At 44.5% G+C, this 26,994-nt stretch carries 26 protein-coding genes; 11 read left to right on the forward strand and 15 right to left on the reverse strand.

Annotated elements, in window-relative coordinates:
- Positions 1–95: 95 nt before the first annotated feature.
- Positions 96–1,559, forward strand: a complete 1,464-nt coding sequence (modF, locus tag BSZ04_RS01270) for a molybdate ABC transporter ATP-binding protein ModF (RefSeq protein WP_088879279.1) — start codon at positions 96–98, stop codon at positions 1,557–1,559.
- A gap of 82 nt (positions 1,560–1,641) precedes the next feature.
- Here modF and BSZ04_RS01275 read toward each other — a convergent pair whose 3' ends face one another.
- Positions 1,642–3,111 (reverse strand): EAL domain-containing protein, encoded by a 1,470-nt coding sequence (locus BSZ04_RS01275; RefSeq protein WP_088879280.1) that lies wholly within the window; start codon positions 3,109–3,111, stop codon positions 1,642–1,644.
- Positions 3,112–3,522: 411 nt separating this feature from the next.
- Here BSZ04_RS01275 and BSZ04_RS01280 point away from each other — a divergent pair, with 411 nt between their 5' ends.
- The 3 genes from BSZ04_RS01280 to BSZ04_RS01295 all read left to right on the forward strand — a co-directional run bounded on the left by BSZ04_RS01280 (position 3,523) and on the right by BSZ04_RS01295 (position 8,381).
- Positions 3,523–4,257 carry an IclR family transcriptional regulator gene (locus BSZ04_RS01280; protein ID WP_010451423.1) on the forward strand — a complete coding sequence of 245 codons (735 nt, stop codon included), beginning with the start codon at positions 3,523–3,525 and terminating at the stop codon, positions 4,255–4,257.
- Positions 4,258–4,263: 6 nt separating this feature from the next.
- Positions 4,264–5,100, forward strand: a complete 837-nt coding sequence (locus tag BSZ04_RS01285) for an arginase family protein (RefSeq protein WP_088879281.1) — start codon at positions 4,264–4,266, stop codon at positions 5,098–5,100.
- Between the two features lie 275 nt (positions 5,101–5,375).
- Entirely contained in the window at positions 5,376–8,381 is a 3,006-nt protein-coding gene (locus tag BSZ04_RS01295; RefSeq protein ID WP_088879283.1) for a DUF6701 domain-containing protein, read from the forward strand.
- A gap of 62 nt (positions 8,382–8,443) precedes the next feature.
- On the opposite strand, the gene BSZ04_RS01300 is transcribed toward BSZ04_RS01295, so the two are convergent.
- The 4 genes from BSZ04_RS01300 to pcp form a co-directional block, all read right to left on the reverse strand.
- Positions 8,444–9,736 (reverse strand): DEAD/DEAH box helicase, encoded by a 1,293-nt coding sequence (locus BSZ04_RS01300; protein WP_010451415.1) that lies wholly within the window; start codon positions 9,734–9,736, stop codon positions 8,444–8,446.
- Between the two features lie 113 nt (positions 9,737–9,849).
- Positions 9,850–10,836, reverse strand: coding sequence for a CobW family GTP-binding protein (locus tag BSZ04_RS01305; RefSeq protein WP_088879284.1), 987 nt, complete (start codon positions 10,834–10,836; stop codon positions 9,850–9,852).
- Positions 10,837–10,900: 64 nt separating this feature from the next.
- A complete protein-coding gene (locus tag BSZ04_RS01310; RefSeq protein ID WP_010451409.1) occupies positions 10,901–11,164 on the reverse strand; it encodes a hypothetical protein in 264 nt (87 codons plus the stop codon).
- Positions 11,165–11,342: 178 nt separating this feature from the next.
- Positions 11,343–11,981 (reverse strand): pyroglutamyl-peptidase I, encoded by a 639-nt coding sequence (gene pcp, locus BSZ04_RS01315; protein ID WP_088879285.1) that lies wholly within the window; start codon positions 11,979–11,981, stop codon positions 11,343–11,345.
- 259 nt (positions 11,982–12,240) lie between these two features.
- On the opposite strand from pcp, the gene BSZ04_RS01320 reads away from it, so the two are divergent.
- Positions 12,241–12,489, forward strand: coding sequence for a hypothetical protein (locus BSZ04_RS01320; RefSeq protein ID WP_010451403.1), 249 nt, complete (start codon positions 12,241–12,243; stop codon positions 12,487–12,489).
- 423 nt (positions 12,490–12,912) lie between these two features.
- On the opposite strand, the gene BSZ04_RS01325 is transcribed toward BSZ04_RS01320, so the two are convergent.
- From BSZ04_RS01325 to BSZ04_RS01340, 4 genes are all read right to left on the reverse strand, one after another.
- The gene (locus BSZ04_RS01325; protein WP_088879286.1) at positions 12,913–13,674 is read right to left on the reverse strand and encodes a DUF2076 domain-containing protein; all 762 of its coding nucleotides are present in this window, start codon (positions 13,672–13,674) and stop codon (positions 12,913–12,915) included.
- A 378-nt stretch (positions 13,675–14,052) separates the two neighbouring features.
- Positions 14,053–14,295 carry a hypothetical protein gene (locus BSZ04_RS01330; RefSeq protein WP_088879287.1) on the reverse strand — a complete coding sequence of 81 codons (243 nt, stop codon included), beginning with the start codon at positions 14,293–14,295 and terminating at the stop codon, positions 14,053–14,055.
- Positions 14,296–14,336: 41 nt separating this feature from the next.
- Positions 14,337–14,552 (reverse strand): DUF3820 family protein, encoded by a 216-nt coding sequence (locus BSZ04_RS01335; RefSeq protein ID WP_010451398.1) that lies wholly within the window; start codon positions 14,550–14,552, stop codon positions 14,337–14,339.
- Positions 14,553–14,555: 3 nt separating this feature from the next.
- The gene (locus tag BSZ04_RS01340; protein ID WP_088879288.1) at positions 14,556–15,254 is read right to left on the reverse strand and encodes a DUF3313 domain-containing protein; all 699 of its coding nucleotides are present in this window, start codon (positions 15,252–15,254) and stop codon (positions 14,556–14,558) included.
- Positions 15,255–15,415: 161 nt separating this feature from the next.
- On the opposite strand from BSZ04_RS01340, the gene BSZ04_RS01345 reads away from it, so the two are divergent.
- Entirely contained in the window at positions 15,416–15,724 is a 309-nt protein-coding gene (locus BSZ04_RS01345) for a cysteine-rich CWC family protein (protein WP_012129093.1), read from the forward strand.
- A gap of 52 nt (positions 15,725–15,776) precedes the next feature.
- Here the strand turns inward: BSZ04_RS01345 and BSZ04_RS01350 are convergent, their stop codons facing one another.
- Positions 15,777–16,121: a HopJ type III effector protein gene (locus BSZ04_RS01350; RefSeq protein WP_045386777.1), complete on the reverse strand. Its 345-nt coding sequence runs from the start codon at positions 16,119–16,121 to the stop codon at positions 15,777–15,779.
- Between the two features lie 503 nt (positions 16,122–16,624).
- Between BSZ04_RS01350 and BSZ04_RS01360 the strand changes: the two genes are divergently transcribed.
- Positions 16,625–18,394 (forward strand): choice-of-anchor I family protein, encoded by a 1,770-nt coding sequence (locus BSZ04_RS01360; protein WP_162531020.1) that lies wholly within the window; start codon positions 16,625–16,627, stop codon positions 18,392–18,394.
- A 276-nt stretch (positions 18,395–18,670) separates the two neighbouring features.
- Here BSZ04_RS01360 and BSZ04_RS01365 read toward each other — a convergent pair whose 3' ends face one another.
- Both BSZ04_RS01365 and phhA read right to left on the reverse strand, forming a co-directional pair.
- Positions 18,671–19,009, reverse strand: a complete 339-nt coding sequence (locus BSZ04_RS01365; RefSeq protein ID WP_005433587.1) for a 4a-hydroxytetrahydrobiopterin dehydratase — start codon at positions 19,007–19,009, stop codon at positions 18,671–18,673.
- Positions 18,999–19,793, reverse strand: coding sequence for a phenylalanine 4-monooxygenase (phhA, locus tag BSZ04_RS01370; protein ID WP_088879289.1), 795 nt, complete (start codon positions 19,791–19,793; stop codon positions 18,999–19,001). The genes BSZ04_RS01365 and phhA overlap by 11 nt, the downstream gene beginning before the upstream one ends.
- A gap of 221 nt (positions 19,794–20,014) precedes the next feature.
- On the opposite strand from phhA, the gene BSZ04_RS01380 reads away from it, so the two are divergent.
- Positions 20,015–21,985, forward strand: coding sequence for an acetoacetate--CoA ligase (locus BSZ04_RS01380; protein ID WP_088879290.1), 1,971 nt, complete (start codon positions 20,015–20,017; stop codon positions 21,983–21,985).
- 63 nt (positions 21,986–22,048) lie between these two features.
- Here the strand turns inward: BSZ04_RS01380 and BSZ04_RS01385 are convergent, their stop codons facing one another.
- The gene (locus BSZ04_RS01385; RefSeq protein WP_162531021.1) at positions 22,049–22,747 is read right to left on the reverse strand and encodes a class I SAM-dependent DNA methyltransferase; all 699 of its coding nucleotides are present in this window, start codon (positions 22,745–22,747) and stop codon (positions 22,049–22,051) included.
- 49 nt (positions 22,748–22,796) lie between these two features.
- On the opposite strand from BSZ04_RS01385, the gene BSZ04_RS01390 reads away from it, so the two are divergent.
- Entirely contained in the window at positions 22,797–23,675 is an 879-nt protein-coding gene (locus BSZ04_RS01390; protein ID WP_010451387.1) for a LysR family transcriptional regulator, read from the forward strand.
- Between the two features lie 175 nt (positions 23,676–23,850).
- The gene (locus BSZ04_RS01395) at positions 23,851–24,744 is read left to right on the forward strand and encodes a cation diffusion facilitator family transporter (protein WP_010451386.1); all 894 of its coding nucleotides are present in this window, start codon (positions 23,851–23,853) and stop codon (positions 24,742–24,744) included.
- 704 nt (positions 24,745–25,448) lie between these two features.
- Here the strand turns inward: BSZ04_RS01395 and BSZ04_RS01400 are convergent.
- Positions 25,449–25,781, reverse strand: a complete 333-nt coding sequence (locus BSZ04_RS01400) for a hypothetical protein (protein ID WP_010451385.1) — start codon at positions 25,779–25,781, stop codon at positions 25,449–25,451.
- Positions 25,782–25,805: 24 nt separating this feature from the next.
- Entirely contained in the window at positions 25,806–26,708 is a 903-nt protein-coding gene (gene yddG, locus BSZ04_RS01405; protein ID WP_088879291.1) for an aromatic amino acid DMT transporter YddG, read from the reverse strand.
- A gap of 129 nt (positions 26,709–26,837) precedes the next feature.
- On the opposite strand from yddG, the gene BSZ04_RS24990 reads away from it, so the two are divergent.
- Positions 26,838–26,984, forward strand: a complete 147-nt coding sequence (locus tag BSZ04_RS24990; protein WP_167381296.1) for a hypothetical protein — start codon at positions 26,838–26,840, stop codon at positions 26,982–26,984.
- Positions 26,985–26,994 lie beyond the last annotated feature (10 nt).

Consider the following 26,994-nt stretch of genomic DNA (forward strand, 5'->3'; position numbering starts at 1 on the left):
AAGACTAGGAACCAAGTATCTCGAGACTACTTGAGTATAAGTGTTTTGCCCTATCTCATACATCCAAATAAAAACTGTCATGGAAGACAAATACTATGCCGATTCAATTTCATCAGCTTACTGCAAAGGAAAATACCTCCACCCTCTCTATCGACAATTGGCACATTGGAGCAGGACAATCTTGGGGCATTTTCAGCTCTAAGGGCGATATTGGATCTATGCTTGGTGACTTACTGTGCGGAGAAATTACGCCTGAGTCAGGTGAACTGAACGTTCAAGGTTGCCAGATTGCTCAAGTCTCTCTTTCTGAACAACAACGCTTGCTAGAGTTGGAGATCGAAAGAGATGACACCGATTTTCTCGATCGTATTGACCAAGGCAGCTCAGTATATAACTTGATCTTTGACGTCTGCCAAGATGACACCTTCGCACAAACAGTAATTGAAGAGCTCGACTTATCACATTTGGCCGAGAGCGGGTTTAGAGTGCTTTCTACTGGTGAAACGAGACGTGTAATGCTCGCCCGTGCGCTCGCGGCAAAACCAGATCTAGTGTTGTTAGATAATCCATTTACAGGATTAGATGTAGCGCACCGTGCTTCATTGGCAAAGTATCTTCAAACGCTCGCTCAATCGGTTCAAATACTAATTACCTTCTCTCGTGAATCCGACATGCCCGACTGGATAGATCAAGTAGCACTATTCAATGGTGGCAAACTTGATAGCACAATGGACAAGCAAAGCTGGGATCAGCACCCCATCATCGCGCAGATTAAGTCCCAGTCAGAGAAACAAAGCGAAGAGATGATGGCATTAATTCGTCAGCATCAACATACAACCCATTTTGAAAATCCAATTTTTGAACTTAAGAGTGGCAAAGTGGAATACACCGACAAGACCATTTTCACTGACTTAAATTGGCGAATTGATAAAGGCCAACACTGGCAAGTGAAAGGGCCGAATGGGTGCGGTAAAAGCACCTTGTTAGGGTTGATATTTGGCGATCACCCCCAGTGTTACAGTAATGATATCCATATATTCGGTAAGAAACGCGGCAGTGGGGAAAGCATCTGGGAAATAAAGCAACATATCGGTATGGTGTCCTCCGCCCTGCACCTTCAATATCGAGTTAACTGCAGCGCTCTAGAAGTCATTTTATCGGGATTCTATGATTCAATTGGTCTTTACTCACAACCGACTAAGAATGAGATCAATATTGCGAAGGATTGGCTGACAATTCTACACATGAGCCAATATCAAAAGACCTCTTTTAAACAACTGGAATATGGTCAGCAGCGCTTGCTTCTTATCGCTCGCGCTATTGTTAAACAGCCTACATTGCTAATTTTGGACGAACCTTATCAAGGCTTAGATTACTTGGGGCGAATGTTAGTAAAAAACACTCTAGAGTTGATAGCGAAGGAGAAGTTAAGTCAGCTTTTATATGTTTCACATTACCAAGAAGATGGTATAGAAAGCATTCAAAACTACTTAGAGTTTAGGTTTGATAATGAAGCAAGCTGTTACAAAGGTTATCTCATCAAATCTGGAGCAGAATAGAAGTCGTAACTTTAACCGACAAGAGTTGCGTATTCTTAAGCTATCTTCCGGCCCTAAGAATACGCCTCTCAAATACACAACCCTACTGATAATTAAGTAATAGTTGCTTAAATGGCACAGGCTTTGAGTAAAAGTAACCTTGATGGAAATCTACTCCTAGATCAATAAGATGCTTCACTTGCGCTTCAGTTTCCACTCCCTCCGCAATGAGCTTTATCTCAAGCTCATTGGCAAATCGGACAATGGCATTCAAAACCGGAGCGTTAACACTCTCAATACCGATTGTATCGACAAAACACTTGTCTATTTTTAAGTAATCCACTCTCATGTGTTGCAGAGCTGCCAGAGAAGTTTGCCCCGTACCAAAGTCATCAATAAGTACTTCTATGCCATGCACCCGCAGCGCTGAAATGTACTTCTGCGTATTTTCATCGATAAGCTGGCGCTCGGTAATCTCAATCCCCAAGAAAACATTATTTTGTTTTAGTTTCTTGTGGATGCGCTCTATCTTATGGATAACATGCGCGTCTGAGAGATAATCAGGTGGTACATTGACGCCTAAATGAAAAGGCTTTGAGTAATGACTATTAGAAAAGTCTTTAAGTGCTTTATCCAAAACATAATCGGTGATGTCATTCGCCAGCCCGTTTTGTTCCGCAGCTACAATGAATTTATCTGGAGAGACAAAACCACGACTCTTGTGCTTCCAACGTAGAAGCGCTTCGCACCCCTTTAATTCACCGGTTATTGCATCAATTTGTGGCTGATAATACAGCGCCAGCTCTTTCCTTTTTATGGCCTTTTTCAAATCTACGAGCAAGCTTCTCTGAGGATCGACAAACTTTGTCACGATATAAATCGTTAAGTAGAAAATCAGTAGGAGGGGGATCGCTGAAATAAAATAAGACAGCTCTTTTTGCTCAATATAGACATTACTGGCTTCGAGTAAGGCTTCATAATCAAAGATTTTAGAATGAGCGATGGCGATGGGATTATCACCTTGCTTGAGCGAACCAAGCGGAGCAACACCTTTTCCCACATACAGTGCCGAGCGCTTAAGACGAAGATCATTTTTATAACCAATAGTCGCACCAAAATAGTCCCTATCCACAATGGTGATAGCGCGATACTCTGGATTTTCGGTGCTCTGTGTGGTGAGTGTCAGGACTTGCTCTGGGTAACCGTGTATACGCGCGAAAGACAGTGTATCAGTGCCATATTGCTTTAAATAACTGTCCAAAGGTTTGGATATCGAACCTAACTTAGAAGAACAGATAATGTTGTCACCGTGAACAATCAGCATTTCATCAATGTTTCTTTCAAACATTAGGTTTTGCTGTAACGCTTCACACCTTGTCGGGTCTATTAATGCCGTTTTATTTTCAGTTTCGATATGGAACAGTATTTGATCGGCAACTTGTATGTTTCTCTCTAAAATATTATCTAGGTTTTTTTGAATATTCTGTTGAGCGAGAAAAAACACCTGCGCCAAGATTAAAGGGACAGGAATAAAGAATATGCTGATTTTTTTTAGCGTTGCTTTGCTTAGCATTCGTTATCGCTCCAATTCAACGTCGACACCCCTGCTCTTTGGTCGGTAGGATTGCTCAATGCATTTCATTCCTAAATGAGTATGAGCACAACCTAACATTACTGCAAATATAACAACAATTTAGGTAAGACTCTTAATGGACCTCAAAGTCTACACTAAGGAAGCGTCGACAGTTCAACGCGACAATAAAATTAGCAGACAATTTACCACACACGAGCAAGCCCCTTTAGATGACACCCTACTAATCCAAAACTACTTCTTGGTTCTTGCATAGGAGCACGCTTGCTCACAACCAGAAATCAGACAGCACTTTTCTCATCAAATGAGAATAATGGTTTATAAATATTTTCCTTTTCTCGACAGTTAAGAATTATAGTTGAGACATCCCCTTTATCACGTTACAACGCACCTATGACGACAAACAAAGCCAACGCTAATCAGGTAAACGAAAAAGCCCTTCAATTATTGATGCAAGTTGCTGTTAGCCCATTCCCGGTTTCTGCAAAAACGCTTAGCGAACAAATGAATGTGCCTTTAAGTAGCTTATATCGCCATTTGAAGTTGCTAAAAGAGTGGAACCTGATCGAAGAAAGCGTCCATGACAAGACCTTTGTAGTCGGCCCCGCTGCACTGCTTTTAATGCACAGCTACGAAACCGCGCAGCATGGCTTAGACATGGTAGAAAGCATTCTGTCTCGTCTCGTTCAACAGACGGGAGAAATGGCAGCTTACATGGTGCCTTCTGGTTATCGCGCGCTTTGTGTCCGACAGAAAGAAAGTATGCAGGCGCTTCGTTGCAGTTACGTCCAGGGTCAAAGTCAACCATTGCTGCGGGGCGCCTCATCTAAAGTGATGCTGGCTTATATGCCCCAGGCACGATGCGAAAAAATCCTTCGCCATTTTGGTGAGGATCATCGTATGGACGAATGGGAACAAGAGTTAAGCACCATTAGGAAAAATGGCTACGCAGTTAGTACTTCTGAGATAGACCCAGGTGTATCTGGTATTAGTGCGCCAGTGATGAAAGGCAGCAAGTTAATTGGTGCTGTATCTGTCATGGCTCCAGCACACCGAGTCGAAAAGGATAAGCAGCGTATCATTTTACATGTGTTGCAGGCAGCGAGGGCGTTGCCGCCAGAAAGGTAATTCACCATGTTAAGCTTTTTCAAACGTTACGCATTTCATAGAGCATCAAAACCCGTTCACCACCACCCTTTTTCTTTTATGACGGTATGTGAACATTTAACCCCCATGACTGCTGCAACGTATGATCTAGCTAATCAAAGCTTGGACAATGCCAGTGACTGGCTTTACCAACAGCATGACCAAGGTTCCGCTGCTAACCTTGGTCACTTTGATCATCCCCAAATTGATAGTGGTGATTTCCAAGAAGCATTGAGTTTGTCTTTATCCCGACACTCAGTTCCTGTGATTTTGACTAACTGCTCCGAAGTAATAATCTCCATTCTACCCGTAGTTGTTCATGAACGAGATGAAATCGGCATCATCAGTATCGGCCATAAGATGAATCTGAATCAAACTCTTGAACCAAGGCTGGGGTCCGCATTTCATTTTGCTCTTACTCGATACAATAACGTTCGACTTTTTTTCGCCGGCGTAAGTGAATCAGGGGCTGCTTCAACAATGTGGGAATACGCTGAAGATCAGGGGTGCGATTGGATAACCGACCGAGAGTTCGTATTTAGACACCGTAACCATCTAAAACAACAAGCTTCAAACTATCTTGACCACTGCGATCAAGTCATTCTGAGCGTTGACCTAAGTTCTCTCATTCCGAAAAATGGCCTAGAAGGTACATGCCTAGACCTCCAGATGGCATTACGCACGATAAGACACAGCCTAGTCAGTGGAAAAGTACGTGCAATTCAGTTGGTCGGTGATAAAGACCGACTCATATACTCGAAACAAACCAAAGCTATTTTGGAAGAGCTTTACCAAATGGCCCCTCTGATTGACCATGCTGCCTAGTGATATTTGGAGCTGGACTATGCTCTAGCTCCATACATCAGGCAAATTCATATTTCCTAACAATATTTCATACTTATATGCGACTGATATCATCATTTGCTCTTGAACTAACATCACACTTAAGTTGTAATCTAGCGCATAATAGCTTGGTATAACGTACCAAAAAATAATGACACACATATTTTTATAGAGTGAATCTACCCTAAGTAACTTAGGGAGACGCTCCTTTCCACCTTTGCTTGATGCCATTGAGTTCCACGGAAATAGGATACTTAATGATGCTTTTTCGAAGCTTTAGCACAACTCTAGCACTACTCCCTTTGTATGTTAGTGCAACACAATATGATCTTAATGATATTGACTCCCTTCGCCCGCTTTGCAGCAACAGTAGCGGATTTAGTATCAGTGGTGACGGTGCTGTCTATCACTGCGAAGGCGATATCACTTTTCCAAAAGGTGCTTCTTTAATTTCGAGCTTAGACTCCAACTCAGATATCACCCTGCAAGCACATCGTTCTATCACATTAGTGAAGAACAACTTTGTCGGAACCCCGTTAAAGAATATAAATCTCAAAGCATTAAGTGGTGGTGCAAACAATAAGCACTCTGATGGCATATATATTAGCCATGGCACGGTATTTGGTTCATTAACATCAGACTATAGCATCGTGCTAGAAAACAGCGCCATTGATGGCGATACCACTCACCTACCTGCCTCGGCTTCTGCAGGGGGCTCTCTCATCGCAAATAATAGCGTGGTTAATGGTGATGTGGTTATTCATAGTAGTATTGATTTGAAAGATACTAATGTGTGTGGTCTAGTCACATCGAAGGGTGAAAAAATCACCGTCAAAGGCAATGATCACCATATCACTGGAGATATTAGCGCTCATCATGCTGTATCGATTCAGGGTGTCGATGTATTTGGAAAGGTAACGTCTGTCGGTCTAACTGCTGATTTCAAAAACAGTAACGTTTATGCGCCTCATATCGCCGTAATAACCCACAGTAACTCGTATTTCAATAATTCGAGTGTATGTGGTTCTATCTCATCACATACCATTAGTGAGAATAAGCTTTTACAATACTGTGGCACTGATTCTACGAGTGACTGTGGTTACAGTAATCAAGCCTCGTGGGTATGCCCCGCGCCAGTAAAGCCAACGTGTCCAATACTACCGCCAGTCGATGATGAATATGAACTTACCATCTCCCCTGAAGATGATTTAGCATTAATGTGTGGTGATGAACCGCCAACCTTTACTATTAAGACCAAAAACAATGCCATTGGCGAAAGCCTGCAGGTTCAACTGTCGATTGCCGATTCTGATTTCTTCGACGTGATAATGATCTCCGGAGCTTCACAAGACTCAACTAACCCTTGGTTGTTTACATCCAATGATTCTGGCGAGCTAGTCGTTCAAATTAAAGTCAAACCAAACCAAATTGAAAATGTCGATTTTGATAAGACTTACAGTGTCACAGCAGAATTAGTGACAGATCGCACGCAATCTAAACTCGCAGAGTTTAAGTTTAAGCCATTTATATTTGAAGCATATTCTCTCGACCCTGGAATTCCTGTTGGGGAAATTCAAGTTGTTGCAGGCAAGCCCGAGACAATCAATACACGCATTCTCGCCTGTACAGAAGAAGGAGAGGCAGTCGAAGCCTCAAATTATTCTGCAATCCCAACTATCACCCCATCTGTCGTTTCACCGACAAATGGCTCGCTGGGTGATCTTAACTACCAGCCAGAGTTCAAACACGGTGTATCCAATACTAGCCTAATTACTTATGAATCAGGTTCGTTTAATATCCAATTAACCGATACATTCGACTGTACTGGATTCGCCAAATGCCCTGAAAGCGGTCACAGTGAAGTAACCGGCCAGTTCCTCGTTCAGTCAAGGCCTTGGACCTTTGCTATCTGCCCAAACGGCGAGAACGCAGCTTTACCCTCGGGCACCTCAAGTGATGGCGCAGGGTTTGTCGCGGCAAGTGAGCTATTTTCTCTGTTTAGTAAGCCTATTGTTTGGCAGTCTGGAGGCTCCTTAAGTGCTCCTATCAACACTACTGCGTACTGTGGTGATAGTATCCGCGTAACCTCAAACTTCATGAATTCCGGTTCCCCTTCTGCCAGCATCAAGTTATCGAGTGAACAACATACTCCGACTCAGAACGCAGCTAATCAGACAGTTCTATTAGAAGGGCTAATGGGGTTAAGTAAGCTTAATCACCAAAACGCTGGGCTTGGTTATGTATTTGACCAGTTATACTGGAATGAGGTCGGCAGCTTGACCATAAAGGTTGATGTTGCGAACAGTGATATTAACCAGGGCTATCGACACGTAGGTCGATTCTATCCAAAGCATTTCAAAGTCATTAACCAGAACTGGGAGTACCCATCTGGTCAATCTTTTGTTTATATGAACCAGCCGCTTACGAGTGTTAGCTATACCGTTGTAGCATTAAACGCGAACAAGTCTGACGTGGCAAACTATGCCTATTTTGCACCTAAGAAACAACAAAACTTCACCTTGGGAGAGCTTAGCAACTATACCAATAGGTTTGTGCCACCTAGCCCTACTCAGGTGCAATGGAGTGACTTAGCAAGCAGAAGTATTGGTACGTTTCTTATCAAATCATCTGGGTCGAAATACGACTGTTCAAACAGTGCCTGCTGGGAAAAGGACGACATTGGAGGAAGCTACCCCGATGGGCCATTCAACACAGGAAGCCATGCAACACTCAGTAAAATTGGCCTAACCTACTTAAGCAAAGTAGATAAATTCGAGTTCTTCGACGACTCGCATATCCTGACAACCCAACCGGATGTTAGATTTGGTCGCTTAAAATTTAGAGATGTTGGTGGACCTCAAGGCCAGCAGATCAAAGTGCCTTTAGATGTAGAATATTGGGAGAATGGTCGCTTCACCACGAACTTCAGTGACAGCCAGACGGGCTTTGATAGTACACATAGTCGCTCTGATATCTTGTGGTCTGATGGCACAACATCGACCGCTTCGCTTTCTGGTGATGGGAGCCTTGTAGTAGGCCGCACGCTACAAGTTCTTGCATCGCAAACGACGCCATCCCGCGAACAAGTTAAGTTCCATCTAGATCTAGCCAACGGTGCAAATAATTTGCCTTGGCTGCGTTATAACTGGGATAACGCTAGCAATGGTGAAGAAGATCCCCCGGTTATTGTCACTTTCGGGGTAAACAGAGGTAACGACCGAGTGATTTATCGTGGAGAGCCAAACCTAACTGGCATAAATTAGTATTCTTATGCCAATTGTAATAAAAACGCCCCTGAGTAAGGGGCGTTTTTAATTTTGTTCGATTAGTTAGAAGAACGACGCGCTTTTAGGCGTTTTACCATTGCTAGGCGGCGCTCTGCTGAACCTTGGTCTGTTGCCGATTGGTTCGGGTTATTACGACGACCTTGACGGTTCTTGAACGCAGGCTTTGAGTTTAGCTTCTCGATGTAAGATTCACGCTGCTTTGGCTCGTAACCCGCTAACTCGATACGACGAATGTGTTGTTGAATTAGGTTTTCAACCTGCACCACAGTTAACTCTTCTTCGCGGTTAACAAATGATACGGCGTGACCTTGTTTACCCGCACGACCTGTACGACCAATACGGTGAACGTAATCTTCTGCTAGGAATGGCATGTCATAGTTCACCACGTGTGGTAGATCTTCAATATCCAGACCACGTGCTGCTACATCTGTTGCAACCATTACGCGAGCTTTACCCGTTTTGAACTCTTCTAACGCGCGACGACGTGCGCTTTGTGCACGGTCACCGTGACACACAACGGCTTTGATGCCATCTAGCTTAAGCTCTTTTACAACATCGTTCGCGGTCTCTTTGTAGTTCACAAACACCAATACTTGCTTCCAGTTCTTACGACCAATCAGCTCAGAAAGAAGCTCAGTCTTGCGCTCTTGATCCACTGGGTAAAGTACGTGTGCGATAGTTTGTGCCGTTGTGTTTGCACGCTCTACTTCAATACGCTTTGGCTTGCGAAGGATGTCTTTCGCCAATAGATTCAACTGGCTCGATGTTGTTGCTGAGAACATCATGATTTGTGGGTCTGTATCCACATCCATCATGATTTTACGTACAGCATGGATAAAGCCCATATCAAGAATACGGTCCGCTTCATCAAACACAAGAAACTCGATGTTTGCTACGGATACGTTGCCTTGCTCGATGTGCTCTTCTAGACGACCAGGCGTCGCAACAAGAATATCCACGCCACCTTCTAGCGCCGTCACTTGAGAAGACATCTTACGGCCACCAAAGATTGCGGCAACCGATAGGTCTGTGTACTTAGTGTATGCTTTGATATTGTCCGCGATTTGCTCTGCTAGCTCACGAGTAGGAGCCATGATCAGTGCACGTGCAGTTTTGCGAGATGCGCTGCGACCAGATTCTAACAACTGTTGAATCATAGGCAGAGAAAACGCGGCTGTTTTACCTGTACCCGTTTGCGCAGTTGCAAAGATATCATGACCTTTACGAGCCATTGGAATCGCCTTCTGTTGAATTGGCGTTAACTTCTCATAACCGCATTCTGCCAGTGCTTTTACCACTTCTGGCGCAAAACCTTGAGATGAAAATGACATTGAGCGTATTCCTTAAACAAATCACTAAATAGCTATAAAAATTTTAGCGGTGCACTATACCCGAATTCCAGTGATTTATCTCACTTTTTTACTAAGCACCAACCTATGCGTTATTAATCAGCAATTCCGCAGAGCTTTAGCAGGATCGCTTCTAACTGATCCCAAGGCATCAATTGCGAGTCAATGACCTCTAGACGTGATTCGAAACCCTCTAGACTCATTTGGTTAACGGATACAACGCCATTTGCTACATTAAACGCGTAACAACCTTGATCTGTGTTCATCACCGCTTTCACACGTTCAGCCGTTAGTTCAGATAGCATTGAGAACAGTTGGTCGAAATTGAACGTATATTCTGCACCAAACAACCAACCACAACTAAAGTAACCCTGCCCTTTGTTCTCTTTACGGATAAAGGCTTCACCAGGAGGCAATTGGAATTGTGGCTCTTGATGTGCATGGTCATGGTGATGAGCTTCAATGTGGGAAGATGCACTACCGTGCACGCGTTCGATGTCCAACACTTCAATCGGTAAGTCACCATCGTGAATCAGCTTACTGAACACTTTTGAAGGCGTTTGGTCGGTTACCCAATTGTTGAATACGTCAATGTCATGACTGGTACACAGATCGACCTTGCTACCGATGACCACATCTGCGCTATCTAATTGATCAACAAAGTTCTTATTTGATAGGTACTTTTCGTCACTTAAATGGCGCGGATCCACAAGCGCGATAGTTGCTTTAAGGTCAACGTATGGCAAGTATTGCTCAGAAGTCAGTGTGGCTATGACTTGCTTGGGGTGGCCTAACCCCGTTGGCTCAATAAGAAGGCGATCTGGATTTTGACGCAGCAAAGCCGTGATACCAACAGACATAGGGACACCTGCCGTACAGCACATGCAGCCGCCCGGTACTTCTTTGATCAGCGCTCCTTGGTCGGTCATCATCGCGCCATCGATACCTATCTCACCAAACTCATTCACTAACACAGCCCAGTTTTCGTTTTCTGGTTTGTTTTTCAGTAAGTTCAGAATGGTCGTGGTTTTACCGACGCCAAGAAATCCCGTCAGTATGTTAGTAGGTACTCGGTGTGACATGCTTTTCTCCGACAAGCTTGTGCTTTAAATGCTTTGCCAAAGTATACGGAGAATGTAACTTGCTTCAACGCTTTTTATCGCGGGAATCTAAGCCTTTATGTAATGCTTTCGCCTTTGTTCGCTGCGAGCGTTCGTAATAGCCAAACGTATCTGCATTTCCCACACCAGAAAGATGCATGCTGGTATGAATGACGCAAGTAAAAAACGCGCCAATAGCGATAAGGATAGGAAGCAGTCCAAGGGTGTTTTCGAATTTTAGGGCAGCAATAGCCAAAGCGAAAACAACCGCAGAGGAAAGCGCAATGATCTTACTTCTATTGCTTTTCATGAAAGTTCGCCTTTTTTATTGAATGGGACACCAACCAGAATGAGAGTCAACTCCTCTACTTGATGAATTAATGCTACTCCTTTCATAACGAACATAATTTGAGCGACTTAACAGATACAAAAACACCGAGCATGTCTTCGCTCGGTGTTTGCTTAAATACTCAAGTTAACTCTGTTTGTTAGCAGATTTGGCCAGCAGTGACGGCAATATCAGCTTCATTATCAATAGCGGCTTGAGCCAATAGCTTGAGCCACTCAACAATAACGCCTAGTGACATGGTAGGCTGATTTCCTGACGCATCTTGCTCAGGTAAAAGTGGGATATGAACAAACCCATGACGAATGGATTTATCACGTAAGTAATGCTGAACACCATAAAAGAGGTGATTACAGACAAATGTCCCTGCGGTATTCGAAACTTGGCATGGGATGTTTGCGTGTTGAAGAGCACTAGTCATCGCTTTAATCGGCAATGTAGTAAAATACGCATCTGGACCACTAGAAACAATGGGCTGATCGATTGGTTGATGACCACCATTATCGGGAATACGAAAATCATCGATATTAATCGCTACACGTTCTGGCGTAATCGCTGCGCGTCCTGCCGCTTGCCCTACTGTAATCACAATATCTGGTTGGTGTTGCTCAATAGCACTAATCACAGTATCGATGGATTCGTAACGCGTTACAGGCACTTGGCAAACAACAATTTCCCCACCATTGAGTTTTTTCCCGTCGAGTCGTTTTACCGACTCCAAAGCGGGATTGATGGATTCACCACCAAACGGTTCAAAACCTGTAATTAGTACTTTCTTCATTGGGCTGTTCCCTTTAATGGTAAAACTCTGAGGTTAGTACTCGAATTTACAACAACTTAGCATCACAAAGCCAAATTTTATTATGTTGCAGATATGACCAGCCCAAGCTCACGACGCCCAATTGCCGACAAATATGAGATACGCTCCTCTTTACCCCGCGACCTCGGCTATTCCAATCAAATCGTTGCTTGGTTTCTCACTGCAACTTAGGTAGAGTACGCGCCAATAGAGTATCTACAATTCGAAGAGATTGAAGACAATGAATATTGATAATCACGTTATCGAAACATTGGAAGAGCTAGAAGCTTTCCTACACCTAGTTGAAAGTGGTGCGCTAGGCCTTGAAGGCGTCGCAGGCGTAGCACTAGCGACAAACAACACAGATGGCCGCCCATTTGTAGCGGTACTAGATGACAAGCATCAACTGGTTCTTGGCCGTTGGGTTTCTCAACATGTTTACGAACACGGTAAAGACATCGTTCGTCACGGCCCTCAACGTCGACATTAATCCAGAACTTCAATTGACAGAAAACTCGCTTACATAGCGAGTTTTTTGTGCCTTTCGTCAGAACACTTCGCCGATTCCTACAAAGTCCGATTGCTTCCTAAGCTATTGTTCAAAAATAAAAAATAAGCTTGCCGGCATGATGTAGAGTCGTGACATTTCGCTGACAAAACAGCGTCAGAAATTCCTAAAATTTATTTCGGAGACGATTCAACTATTCGTTTCCAGACACCATCAAAGAACAGAGTTCCTAGCTGTTCTTTTTGCCTCGCCTAGTCCGCTTGACAGCCTTGGACTAAGCGGGGCTTTTTTACGTATATGGGTATACAAGACTAGATACAAAAAACCGCTGACTAAGCAGCGATTATTTGAGTATTTGGTTACTATTAATTAGTGGTTTAACGACGCTGTCTCAGCTTTCATGATTCAGAACAAGCTATCATCATCGCCAAAGTCGATCTCATCGCCACCAAAAAAGCTACTCCCCCCACCAAAGCTATCAGCATCATTATTTGTGAGCGTATCATCATTAAACGCGTTACCATCATCAAGACCTGACGATTGAAAAGCCGAATTATCATCAAAACCTGAATTTTGGCTCCAACCTCCACCTGTGTAATCCTGCGTATAACCATCGGTGCCATCCAGAAAGCCCCCACTGTTATCTGCTGTATCAGTTGGTTGACTAGAGGTATTCTGTGAGGGATCTATTTGGGAGTCTGCGCTTTCTTCAGGCTGCTCAATGATGGTGTTGTTGGTAACATCTTCCACCATCGGTGAACTATGCTCACCGCCAAATAAAAGATGACTTAATGCACTTCCCGCAACCATCCCAGTGGCAACACCGGCAGCTGTTTGCATGAAGCCGCCAAAGGCACTAGGACGGTAAGCAGGCTGAGGTGGCAACGGTGGTGTGCTGGCCCTGCCAAACATACGGTACAGGCTACCTCTGTTAGATTCTTGTTTATAAAAATCTGCATTGCGTTGCAAATACTCGTTACGTTCTTTTAGATCTTTGAGTGCAACTTCTTGCGCCAGAGCGACTTGTGTAAGACGATAAACAATGTCGGATTGAGATGCGATCTGCTCTTGGATTAGCTGAGCGGCTGCGGCATCTTTTGCGTTGCTTTGATTAACACGCATTTTATCAGCCAATTTTTGAATAAGTTCTTGTTCTTGTGGGGTCATAAATATCCTCGCATAGCGACGAGAAATAAAATTACAGATCCGCACAATACGCCGATTACCTGATGCCGATAGCAAGACAAACTTATATTGCAAATTTCCACTATCGTGTGTAGGTCTGTCAGCAAACAAATTAGCTTGCTTCGACTCTCTAATAAGTTAGGGGGATGGTGGTTTCTGTCTCTAATATCGTAGGAAAGGGGCGTACTTAAACGGCTTCATAACCGAATCTAACCCCTTCATTTTAGGGCCAAGCAGTGTTGTAAAACGTGTCCAAAGTCCACATTGGGGAAACCTTTATTGTGGTAACTCACGAATGGACAAAATGGTGACAGCAGGAGCTAACTAACTGATGTAAAAAGCCCCAGCCCCATTCACTTACTAATTAGGCTGGTGACCAGTCTTCTTTGCAAACTCTTGCATCGCTTCGGCAAACGTTGTTGTCCCGCCTTTGGCTTTAACCTGTATTACCTTGTACCCCATCTTCTCCAACGCTTGGCGTTCTGCCAAAACGGCTTTGTCATTTTGCTGACTACCTTGAGCGGGCTGATGAAGGTAACACCCTTCTAGTTGGCCATCTTCGACGAGTTGATGGTGTTTCAGTGCATTGATATCAAAATTCATGGACATTCTTTTATTTAAAAATGGGGAGTTGCTGTGGCAGATTACATGCGCTTTAAAGGCTTAACAACACTGTCTAGGCCTTCAATTTTTAATGCAAGGCAGAGTTTCAACAAGTCACCTAGCTCCCCTTCCGGAAAACCTTTTTTATCGAACCAGAGTAGGTATTCTTCTGGGAGATCAATAAGTACACGCCCAGCGTATTTGCCAAACGGCATTTGCATTCGAGCGAGTTTGATAAGGTTTTCTTTTTCTAACATATACTACGGGGTCTGTTGGGATACATCTTGGCTAAGAGTAACACCCAAGCGATCGACCCACCAGTTAATTGCATCTTTGGCGTCGTCTAAAGAATCAATCATGGTAGAGAAGTCTTTGTTCCCTGCTTGGCGATCAATTGCAGCAAACAGCGGCGTATCACTCTCAGAATCACTCACAAGTAACTCCACTGTCGCGGAACCTACATTGGTGTGCTCACCTGTCGTGATTTTTGAGATGGTAGAGATCCCTAAACCAACTGGCAGAATACTTGAAGTGACAGCAAGGACAGGATTCGGCGTTTCCACATTACTGACCGCAATACTCAAACGAAGTGTTTTTTCACCAGGTTGGTCGACAATCTTTTTGACGGGTGAGATGCGCGCTTTTAGCTGATCGACCATGTAAGTTGTCAGCTCTTGGATTTCTTCATCATCGAGCTCAGATTCTTGAACCACAACCATTACTCGGTCAATTACCACGCTGTCGTAATCATCCATTTTCTCTTTCAAACGAGTAGCATCGCGCAAGCCTACTCTCGCCCAAACGAGATCGACCCCACCCTCTGGACCAGGACGAAAATCTTCATAACTGGTGAATTTCGTCGCACTGACGACAGGGCCACCAGCACATCCACTCAAGATGAAACCTAGAGATACAACTACCGTTGTCTTAAACAAGCGCTCAACCAATAACTTAAACATACCAGCTCCTCAAACTTCGAGCATACAGTTTATCATTCCATATAAATTTGGCTAGTATTTATTCACTTAATGGATGTGTTGTTGAATCACGGATTGAGCTTCCCGCATCACAATTTCATGTTAAAGTACGCCGCTTACTGGAAAGTACTACGAGAAAAATAATGAAGTCACCTTGCCGCGCGGCCTGTAAAAACAATGGCGGGATCTGTTCTGGTTGCCACCGAACTGTGGAAGAAATCGTTCAGTGGAAAAATAAGTCTGATGCTCAACGAGACGCCATCATCGAACAATTGGTTGGAAATGATTCAACCCACTCTTGTCCTGAGTGTGGCACGAACGCGCACTGCGATATTGCTGCGGGGAAAGAGACGTGTTGGTGCTTTGATATCGAGACCAGAGATTTACCAAAGCCAGAGGCAGGACAGCTTTGTTTATGTCGTAAGTGTTTGGAGAAAAAGCCAGTCGCCTAGTTAGTCGTTCTTTGCTGACCGGCTTGTCATTGAAATCGAGACTATTAGCGCGCTATTTCTGAGCTAATGCTTGGGATTCAAACTTCACGCCATGCCAACCCGTCACCATAAAGTTACGAATGTTTTGATGGTCGTTATTCTCTGGGTACGCCAACACATCTTCTCGGTAGAAACGACCAAAACACGCCAACGTTGCCTCTTTGCTTAGGTTATTCAGTTGACCAAAAGCGAAGATCTTGCATGAACCGTTGTTCTCACCTGCATTATTCTGGGTTTCACCATTCACAAAGGCCGTTGGCGTAAACTCGTAGTTCGCTTCAATTACTGCCATTGTCGTTTCGAATTCTACTGTCTCAGGTGATGCCGCTAGCGCATCCAAAAATACTTTAAGTTCCATTATTTCTATTTCCTAGTGCCTTTACTTTCCCAAGTAACATTGGATAAACAGTGACACATTTGTTTCATAAAAAGCCAATACAAAGGTCATAAATCATAAATATATTCAGAGCCTTACTTAGGGTCTGTTGACCTTTCGAGCTGATTTTTGCAGCGAATTGTTGGATATTTATACAAGGCAGAGACTTTGCTATGTAGCTAGCCTACATGAGAAGTCGATAACGCGGTAGAAATGACCAACAAACGCTGCCCGGAGGGTTCGGCTAAAATCGTTTCATGCTTTGTTAAGGAGTATTTGCTTAGAACGACTAGGCGACACACTCCTTGCCTCGCCTAAAACGATTTTGACTAGGCGTCCCCATCCGAACAAAATTTAACCGCGAAAGATCAACAGACCCTCATAACACTTCAATCAATGCGCTATTTCTCACTGTTGTAGTGAATGAATAGATATCTAATTTAAGTGCATTGAGTGACATTGTATCCGTTTAATAAGGAAATATCATGACCACCCCATTTAAGGCAATAGGCGTATTGGCATTATCTTCACTTGCCATCGCATGTTCATCTCAACCTGACGATTCTCTCTCTTCGTTTACAGCCCAATGTAAAGCATCGGTAGCACCTGTTGCGGGAGAGGCATCCATCCAAGGTTTGACCTTTGTGGGAACGTCTATCGCTGATGCACCATTCGACACATCAGCAGCAGAAATCGTTCAATATGATGCGTGTACTGACAAGCTTTATGTGGTCAACGCTCAAGCGAAACGTGTCGATGTGCTTTCTATTGATGACAACGGCGCACCAACACAAACCGCATTCATTGATCTCAACAGCGCGGGCGAAGCGGCAGACGTTGAAATTGGTGCGGCAAACAGCGTTGCAGTCTTTAATGGTTTAGTTGCTGTTGCGATTGAAAACAGCGATAAACAAGCAAATGGTATTGTTGGTTTGTACCGCTCGGATGATTTGTCACTGCTCACCACCTTCCCTACTGGCGCACTGCCGGACATGGTTGGCTTCTCAAAAGACGGCAGGTACATCGCAACAGCAAACGAAGGTGAGCCAAATGGTGACTACAGTGTCGACCCAGAAGGCAGCATCACGCTGATTGACTTGAGCCAAGGCATAAACCAAGCGGAAGTCACGCAGATTGGTTTCAATGAGTTCGATGGTGCACGTAAGTCTGAATTGCCTGCTGGTGTTCGAATCTCAGGCCCAAATGCCACGGTGGCGCAGGATCTAGAGCCGGAATACCTCACTTTTGCAGACAACGGCAAAATCTACGTTGCACTGCAAGAGAACAATGCGATGGCAATCGTAAACCCAGAAAGCAAATCGGTAGAGAAGATTGTGGGTCTGGGCGAGAAATCTTGGTCTGACTCAAAACTGGATGCTTCGAACAAAGACAAAATCATTGGCAACTTTAAGAGCTACCCTCAGCTGGTTGGTCTGTACATGCCAGATACCCTCGACAGCTACTCCGTAAACGGTAAAACGTACATCCTCTCTGCCAACGAAGGTGACGGTCGCGAATATGGCTTCAAAACAACACAAGAGCTATGTGACCAAGCGGGCTTTAAGTGGGATGAAGACGATTACTTCGGTACAGATGAATATACTTCTGAGCTAGGCACCTGTTTAAGCCATGTTGATGAGGTACGCGGTAAGAAGCTGAAAGTAGCAGCAGGCCACCCATTGGCAGAAGCACTAAAGGACAACAAACAACTCGCGCGTCTAAAAGTGATTAAACCTGAACAAACACTTTCTGCGCAAGACAACGTTCAAGCGTATGGTGCCCGTTCATTCTCTATTTGGGATGAAAACGGTGAGTTGGTTTTCGATAGTGGTGACGATTTCGCGACCATCGCATTGATGAATGAAGGTAAGAACTTCAACAGCACTAACGATAGCAATGACAGCGGCGATGACCGCAGTGACGACAAAGGCATTGAGCCGGAAGCGATTGAAGTGGCACAAATCAATGGTCGTCATTACGCGTTCATCGGCTTGGAGCGTCAAGGCGGCATCATGATTTATGACATTACCGACCCGAAACAAGCGCAATTCCTGCATTACGTAAACCGTCGTGATTACAGCCAACCAGTTTGTACGAAAGTGGAAGATAGCGAATGTGCGAACAACACTTACAACCCAAAAGCAGGTGATTTGGCGCCAGAGTCAATCAACTACTTTGCTCGTAACGGACAACACTTTATTGCGGTTGGTAATGAAGTGTCGGGGACAACATCTGTGTTTCGAATTGAGCTTTAATACCCAAGCTTCAAGGCAACAAAATTAAAACTAAAGCGCCCGAAATTCAATCCGGGCGCTTTTTGTTTATAACGATTGAGCATTGTTTGAGAGTGAGATTCCCGACTCGCTCCTTCGTCGATCTCGAGAATGACGGAAGCTAACCTAACAGTTTAGAACGATACTAGCCTGCAAAGTGGAAAAGCTCTCTTCCACCTCCAAGTAGTACCATCACTACCAACGTCATTCCGGAATCGAGGAACGAGATGTCCGGAATCTCTCTTTAATCACTCAGCTCTATTCTTCAATCGCCAACGCATCGCATTTCGAAGCGCAGATAAAGTCGTTCTTATGCAGACCTTTGATGGAATGGCTCCACCAAGTGATGGTCACTTTGCCCCACTCTAACAAGATAGATGGGTGATGGAATTCATCTTCTGCAAGCTCAGCAATCTTGTTGCTAAACGCCCACGCTTGTTTGAAGTTCTTAAACTTATAGACCTTCTCAAGTTGAGGAATCTCATCTCTCTCAATGATCTGCCAATCAGACAATTGCAGCAGCAAAGACTGTTGTTCCTCTTTACTAAGTGCAATGGCATCGATACTACAAGCTTCGCATTTTTGTTCATTCAACATGAGCAGGTTCCTTTGGTTCAAAAAGTGGTGGAAGCAATCCGGCTTCAATCGCTAGATCGGCTTGTTTCAATAAATTCAGTTGGCTAATTTGGAAAAGCTGGGACAACTCTTCAATCACGTAGTATTTCGGCTGCATGATATCGATACGGTAAGGGGTTCTTAGCACTGTTTGAAGATCGAATTCGTCTCGAATCGCGATGTCGCTTTCCAACGAATAGATGGTTTCTCCCGGAGATGAAAGGATTCCGCCACCATAAATTTTGGTTTGATTACCTTCTCGGACCAAGCCGAACTCGACTGTAAACCAATATAGACGCGCAAGGTACCCTCGCTGCTTCGGTGTCGCGGCCTGTCCAAGCTGTCCGTAGTGCTCGGTAAAGGCGGCGAAATCAGGGTTGGTGAGCATGGCGCAATGACCAAAAATCTCATGGAAGAAATCCGGCTCTTGTAGGTAATCAAACTCTTCTCGCGTTCTCAAAAACGTCGCGACTGGGAAGCGTTTGTTGCCAAGCAGATTGAAGAAACGATCAAAGTCGATCAACGCTGGCACTGGCTCCACTTGCCAGCCCGTGGTCTCCATCAAAACACGATTGATTTCGGGCAGTTGTGGCACTCGGTCCAGAGGTAAATCAAGCAGCTTAAGTCCATGCAGATACGCCTCGCATGCACGGTCTTGAATCACGCTCATTTGTCTGGTTACCAAGTCGCGCCAAATGGCATCCTCTTCATGGCTCCATTCCACCCTTCCATCCTGATCGACGGGTTTTGAATGATACTGAGTCATTGCACATCTCCGTTAACAAATCCCTTACATTAAGCCTATCTACACTCTTTTCACCTTCCAATCCCCTGGCCATTTTTCAATCAAAATTTAGGTGTAACATTTTCTTTACATTAGCACTTAACACCTTGATATAACTAAAAAGCCACATTCACTCATTGGTTTGACTTTGTTGAAGCTTCACTTCAGACTGAAAACGTTAAAACTTTGTTATAGAGGGAACTATGCGCGAGAGCACCAGAGTCTGGCAGCCGACGGAAGATCGAATCGAGCAAGCCAATATCACGCAGTTTATCGAACACATTAATCGACAGGGTTTCGAGCTCAAAAACTACTCTGATTTGCACCAATGGTCTTTGGAGCACAACGAGCATTTTTGGAAAGAGGTTTGGCAGTTTTGTGACTTGATTGGAACGCAAGGAAATACAATCAAAACGCAAGGTGAGAGCCGCTGGCAATCGCCTATGTCAAACCGTGATACCGTGTGGTTCCCTCAAGCACAAGTTAACTATGCAGAGAATCTACTCAGCTTGGCAGAGAAACAAGCCGATGAGCTGGCAATTTGGTTCGAAAATGAACGCGGTGATAAACAGACCTACACATGGAAAGAGCTGTGTGATGAGGTCTCGAGCGTTCAGCAATGGTTAGTAGAGTGCGGCATCAAGCAAGGTGATGTGGTTGCAGGCTATTTACCGCATATGCCACAAACCGTTACTGCAATGCTAGCCACCACCAGCTTAGGCGCGACTTGGACGTCTACCTCCCCTGATTTTGGCGTGGAAAGCGTTATTGAGCGCTTCGGACAAGTGAAGCCAAAAGTCCTGTTCACCTGCGATGGTTATACCTTCAATGACAAAACCTTCGATATGTCGGAGAAGAACCATCATATCGCGGATCACCTTGATGGACTCAAACAAGTGTGTCAGATCGGTTACCTCAAACCTCATTCGCTTGAATGTGACGTTTGTACTCACGATTGGCAAAACGTCATAAATCAATACTCCCCTGCTCCGCTTCATTACACTCGCGTTGAATTCAATAGCCCGTTGTTCGTGCTTTATTCCTCCGGCACGACAGGCAAGCCTAAGTGCATTGTCCATTCGGTTGGCGGCACGATTATCAATCACCTAAAAGAGCACCAACTTCATTCAGATATTCAGCCTAAAGATCGTGTTTTTTACTACACAACTTGTGGCTGGATGATGTGGAACTGGCACGTGTCTGCCCTTGCAAGCGGCGCATGTTTGGTGATCTTTGATGGTAGCCCGGTTCATCCAACGCCTGATGTTTTGTGGGATTTAGCACAGCGAGCAGAGGTGTGTCTCTTTGGCACTGCCGCCAAGTATCTAGAAGCGATAGAAAAAGCCGGACTGTCACCCATCAAAGATTACTCACTCCCTAATTTAAGAACACTCTGCTCTACTGGATCTGTGCTTTATCCAGAACAGTTTGATTACGTGTATCAACACATCAAGCAAGACCTCCATTTGGCTTCCATCTCAGGCGGCACAGACATCTGTGGTTGCTTTGTATTAGGCAACCCTATCTCGCCTGTTTATCGTGGTGAGTGCCAGTACGCTGGCTTGGGCATTGATGTTCAAGTGTTCGACTCACAGGGTCAAAGCGTGAATGAACAGCGCGGTGAGTTAGTCTGCACCAATTCCATGCCTAACTTCCCTGTCGGCTTTTGGGACGATTCAGGCGAGCGTTACCACAATGCCTATTGGGACAAGTTCGATAATATCTGGCACCACGGTGATGATGTAGAACGAAGCGCCAAAGGTGGGCTCATTTTCTATGGTCGCAGCGATGCATTGTTGAACCCTGGCGGTGTGCGCATCGGTACTGCGGAAATTTATCAGCAAGTGAATGCTCTTGAAGGCATCGTAGATTCTATCGCTGTAGGTAAAGAGGTCGATCGAAACGAACAAATTTGGCTATTTGTGCAGACCGCTTCTGGTGTCACTTTAGATGACGGATTAGTTGCCGAAATTAAATCACGACTCAAAACGTCCTGCTCGCCAAGGCATGTACCAAGCCGAGTATTCTCCATCAGTGACATTCCTAAAACACGTTCAGGTAAACTGGTGGAACTTGCCGTCAAACAAGTCATTAATGGTAAGGAAGTCGAGAACTTAGGTGCGATTTCGAACCCAGAAGTCCTGGAAGAAATTCGAAAACTCACGTTTGTCTAGCGAATCAAAGGCAACAAAAAAGCGAGCTACCTAGCTCGCTTTTCTTATGTTCTTTATCGGGAATTAACGGCGACCTATACCCATCAACACTGACATTGTATGGCCGTCTGATGTAATTTCGAAGACCTTCTTCGTTTCTACCTCAGTAAAGCCTGCTTTGATAAGAGCGATCTCTGACTTCGCTAGCGTGAAACCTTCTTTTGCTGAATCCGCGATCCAGTCAAAATGCACGAAGTGACCACCAGCGTTTAGCAGCGAGTGAGCAATCTCAAGAGACGTTTCGTAGTCTTCGATAAAAGCCAGCACTGAAGAAGCAACGACTAGGTCAAACTGACCACGGAATGCTGGGTGCTGAGCGACCAAACCACGAGTCAATGCATCAACAATTGGCTCTACATTATCTAGCTCTTTCTTATCAAGCTCTTCAATCATGGCTTCCGATGCATCTAGCGCCACGATCTCTTTTGCGGATGGTGACAACAGTTGGCTTAACTGTCCTGTCCCACATCCAAAATCCAATACTTTAATGCCATCAAGCTGAGTAAGCTGTTGTAACTGTGCAAACACCGACTGAGCAAATTGTTCTGTTGCTGGGTTAGATTCCCAATTCTTTGCTAAGCCGTCCCAATCTTGTGCCATCGTGGCCTCCATGTTCACTTCTTGTAACCCCCATAGATTACCGCAAAAACGCCAAAACACCATAGACTTATCTGGCGAATCCGTGTTTTTTTCGATAATCTTTCTAGGCGTTAGTTCGCGCATTCATCTACGTTATCGGTTCTTATCATTTTAGTTTAGGTCTTTTTTAATCATGAACTTAACTCAAGTCGAAGCTTTTTGTACCATCGCCGAATATGGCTCCGTATCGGAGGCCGCGCGTCAACTCGACTGCAACCGTACTAAGCTCAGTATGGCGATAAAAGCCTTAGAGAAAGACCTAGATGTCGAACTGTTCAACCGTACTGGCAACCAACTCAACCTATCTGAAGCCGGTAAAGCTATCTATAAAGATTGTGAGAGTTTGCTCGTTACCGCACAACGCATCAAGAAAACTTGTGCCCAAGTCTCAGATGGTTTCAACGCTGAAGTTTGGGTTGCCCGAGATGACTCTTTACCTGATGACTTGTGGCAAGAGCTATCTCATACGCTTAATAACCGCTTCCCCTCAACGACATTCAACTTGATCCTAGCGTCCAGTGGTGACTTAGCCAATTTAGTGAGTACCCAACAAGTCGACTTTGCGTTTGGGGTCGATTATGAACGCGTTGATGACCCACATATCGTTTATAACCCGTTGGGTAAAATTCGCATGATGTCGGTGTGCAGCTTCGATCACCGTTTAAGCAAAATGCGTCGTGTAACCGATGAAGACCTACGTAACCAAATGCAAGCTCTGATGGTGTATTTGAACGAGAAAGACAACCCTGAACTGCAACCCTTTTCTACTCGATATATTGGTTTTTCAAGTTTTGACTATATGCTCAACACCATTTTGGAAGAAGACGCATGGGGCGTTTTACCCGAGCCGTTGATCCGACATTACTTGCGACATCAGAAGCTTGCGGTGATCAAACATACGTATGGTTTGAAGCAAGAAGACTACTGTATGTTTGTTCCAAATGGCCAAACAGAACACCCAGCAATGAGTTGGCTGGCTGATAAATTAAGCGAGTATTTATTCGACTTCTAAACGTTTCACAGTGAGCGTCAATTTTATTGACAGCGCAGAATCAAGATAAGCCATTGAAAAATAAGAACCAATCATCAGTAGCACACTTTATCGTTTAAATGTCACACAGTTTCTATTTGCTTAAATTCACTCAGAAGAGAAGAATATAAAGGTGTAAAAATTATAGGCATCTTTTATGTGTGACAGGACAAGCAAAAACGAAAACCGTATCTTAATCTTCTCAGCCCTTTTAGCTTCTGGGTTTGCAGTAGGAGGAATGGTACTTGGCTTGCTTGTTGGGTCGATCGTCATTGTATTTGACGGTGTATATTCTCTCGTCAGCCTGCTGTTAACTTTATTGTCACTGGCAGCTTCGTACTACATCAGCAAGCCATCAAAATCTATTTTTCCTTTTGGCAAAGCGATACTAGAACCAATCGTTATCGCGATTAAAGCAGCTGTAATTTTAGTCGTGGTCGCCTTCTCATTGTTCTCAGCAGTAGCGGCCTTAACATCTGGCGGTCGCGAGGTTGACGCTTCAATTGCCACTATCTTCGGTGCAATCAACGTAATTGGTTGTGGCTATGCATGGTGGTTTATGGCGAAGAAAAGCCGTCGCTTCTCTTCAGGTCTGATCGAAGCTGAGAAAAAACAATGGCAAATGGATACACTTCTAAGTGTTGCTGTCACAGTCGGTTTCATCGCTGCGTGGTTAGTATCTCTAACGCCATATGCACATTACGCGGTCTATGCAGACCCAATGATGATGGTATTGATGGGCTTCTATTTCCTCAAAGTACCATTTGATATGCTGGTTGGCGCATTACGTGAGCTACTAATGATGGCACCAAGCAAAGAGCTTTGTCATAGTGTTGGGAACGACGTACTTGAAATTGAAAAAGTCACAGATCACCAATTGAAACTGGCTGGTGTGACAAAGGTAGGTCAAGAGTTACGAGTGAATGTAGACGTTCACATTGATGACGATACTCTAGAGCTGGATACGCTAGAGCACACTCGTAAGCAGCTTACTAAGCGACTATCGAAGCACAGATTCAAGCTTCAATTGCAGTTAAATGTTGCTTGCTAAAACGCCACAGAAAAACATTCGAACTCAAAATAAAAGCTCCCACTTTCGGGAGCTTTTTGTTTGTTCGGTTGGTGCACTCGCCCCCCCCTCCAACTCCTCCTTTTAGTGACTTGAGTTGCATCGCGTTTGAATACAGCGTTCAAGGGGGAGAGCTGTTCTTTGCTAACTTAAGATCCCCGTTATTCTGCAAGTCTTTTGAATGCTAACGGTAAGTATTGGATTGTTCTCGGATGCAGGACCAGTCCCTCCCCTTTAACTCGGAGTGTTAAGAGCTTAGATGCCTAATACAAGGGGAGGTTAGGAGGGATTGGTACATTGAACAGGGACTTTGACTTGCACATTCGCCCCCACTCCAACTCCCCCTTTTATTGACTTGAGTTGCACCGCGTTTGAATACAGCTTTCAAGGGGAGAGCTACTCTTTGCTAACTTAAGATCCCCGTTATTCTGCAAGTCTTGTGATTGCTAACGGTAAGTATTGGATTGTTCTCGGATGCAGGGCCCGTCCCTCCCCTTTAACTCAGAGTGTTGAGAGCTTAAATGCCAATACAAGGGGAGGTTAGGAGGGGTTGGTAATATTGAACTGGGACTTGTGGACTCTCAGCCCCTCCATCTCACTGAAACCATTGTGGCGTTAAAAACAAAAGTTACTTCAACCCCAAATACCAAGCGTTGCGAATCTGACATAAACGCTTTGTTAGCACGTTATTCAATAACCCAATTTGCCGCACCTACACCATCTTCACTAAAATATAAGTTAATTGGGTATGTCTTCTCACAGCCTTTGACCACCCAAATCTCACGCCAATATCTTGAACCGATCTCTCCTTGAGGTAGCGCCTTGACGTATGGCAGGAAATTTTCTGGACTTTCACACCCCCTAGTCGCTACCTCTGCGACAACACCAACCATAGCATCCTGGATCAATTTTTGATTCGACAAGCTTCCTTCTTGTATTGCTCCTTCAGGTAGGGCTGAATCAGCGACTACAGGATGGGCAAAAAGCATAAATAGGCCTGCGATAGTTTTGAGTTTCATAGATATTTCCTTTTAAGTACTCATTTATCCTGCTGCTTCGCGCTTCTCTTTAGTAACTAGCCAACACATCAACGAACCAACCGTCACCATCACGACGCCCTGCCAGAAGCTGTGGCTCAGAGTGACTCCAAGAATAAGAGAGGAAAACAAAGCTGAGAAAATCGGCGTGAAGTAAGACAACGTTGCGAGAAACACCATATTACCCCCCACGATCGCAATGTTCCACAACCCGTAGCCACCCGCCATTAATGCGGCAGATGCGAGCAAATAACCCGCAGCTTCCCAACTGGATGTCATTGGTGGCTCATCAGTAAAGGCGTATTTGATCCACAAAGATACTGCCGTTGCGATAAAGAACAACGTAATTGCGTTGTGCTTTGATTGTTGTCGTTGCGTTAGGTTGCAATATACAGCCCAAATCACTGCGCCAGTAAACGCCATAAAATACACCAGAGGATTGCTACTAATATTAGCGACTAACTGTGTCGGAGATAGACCGTTGTCACCACTAACTGTCCATGCAACGCCAATAAAAGCCAACGTAACTGCTGGGTACAATAACCAGTTTGGCTTTTTATTACTGCCCAACACAGCGAATAAAACGGTTAGCGCAGGCCAGAGATAATTGACAATAGAAACCTCTATTGCTTGAGCTCGAGAGTTTGAGTACCCCAATGCCAGAGCGAGGAAAATCTCATAGCAGACGAACATCGCCCCACCAAGAACTAAATACTTGGGCGAAAAATACGACAACTTAGGAATGCCAACCACAATCAGTAGAAAGATGGCGCTCAGAGAGTACAGCATCGCTGCACCTCCTACTGGCCCTAGACTCTCTGTCACCAACCTAGCAATACCGAGCAAACAGCTCCAACAAAGAATCGCGATACAGCCATAGAGGGTGAAACGAAATTGATAAGATTGCATATTATCTGTGTGACCTACTGCTCATGAATACCAACGAAAACTGCAGCTTAACTCAAAAATGATCCGCTTCAACGTACTCTTTTTCCAAAATCGGTATAAGAACTACTCTATTAAGCGATTGGAGTCGATATGAAACATTTTCTTCCTTCCAGTGTCATGCTGACACCGTTTGTTGTGCGCTACTATGAAGAAGAAGACGAAAGTGAAAACGTTGAAACACGTTCGGAAGCTCATAGTTTAGATAGTGAGGAACAATCTACGGAACGTTCAGAGTAAGGGAATCCAA

Source organism: Vibrio rotiferianus (genome assembly GCF_002214395.1).
In the GTDB taxonomy this organism is placed as follows: Bacteria; Pseudomonadota; Gammaproteobacteria; order Enterobacterales; family Vibrionaceae; genus Vibrio; species Vibrio rotiferianus.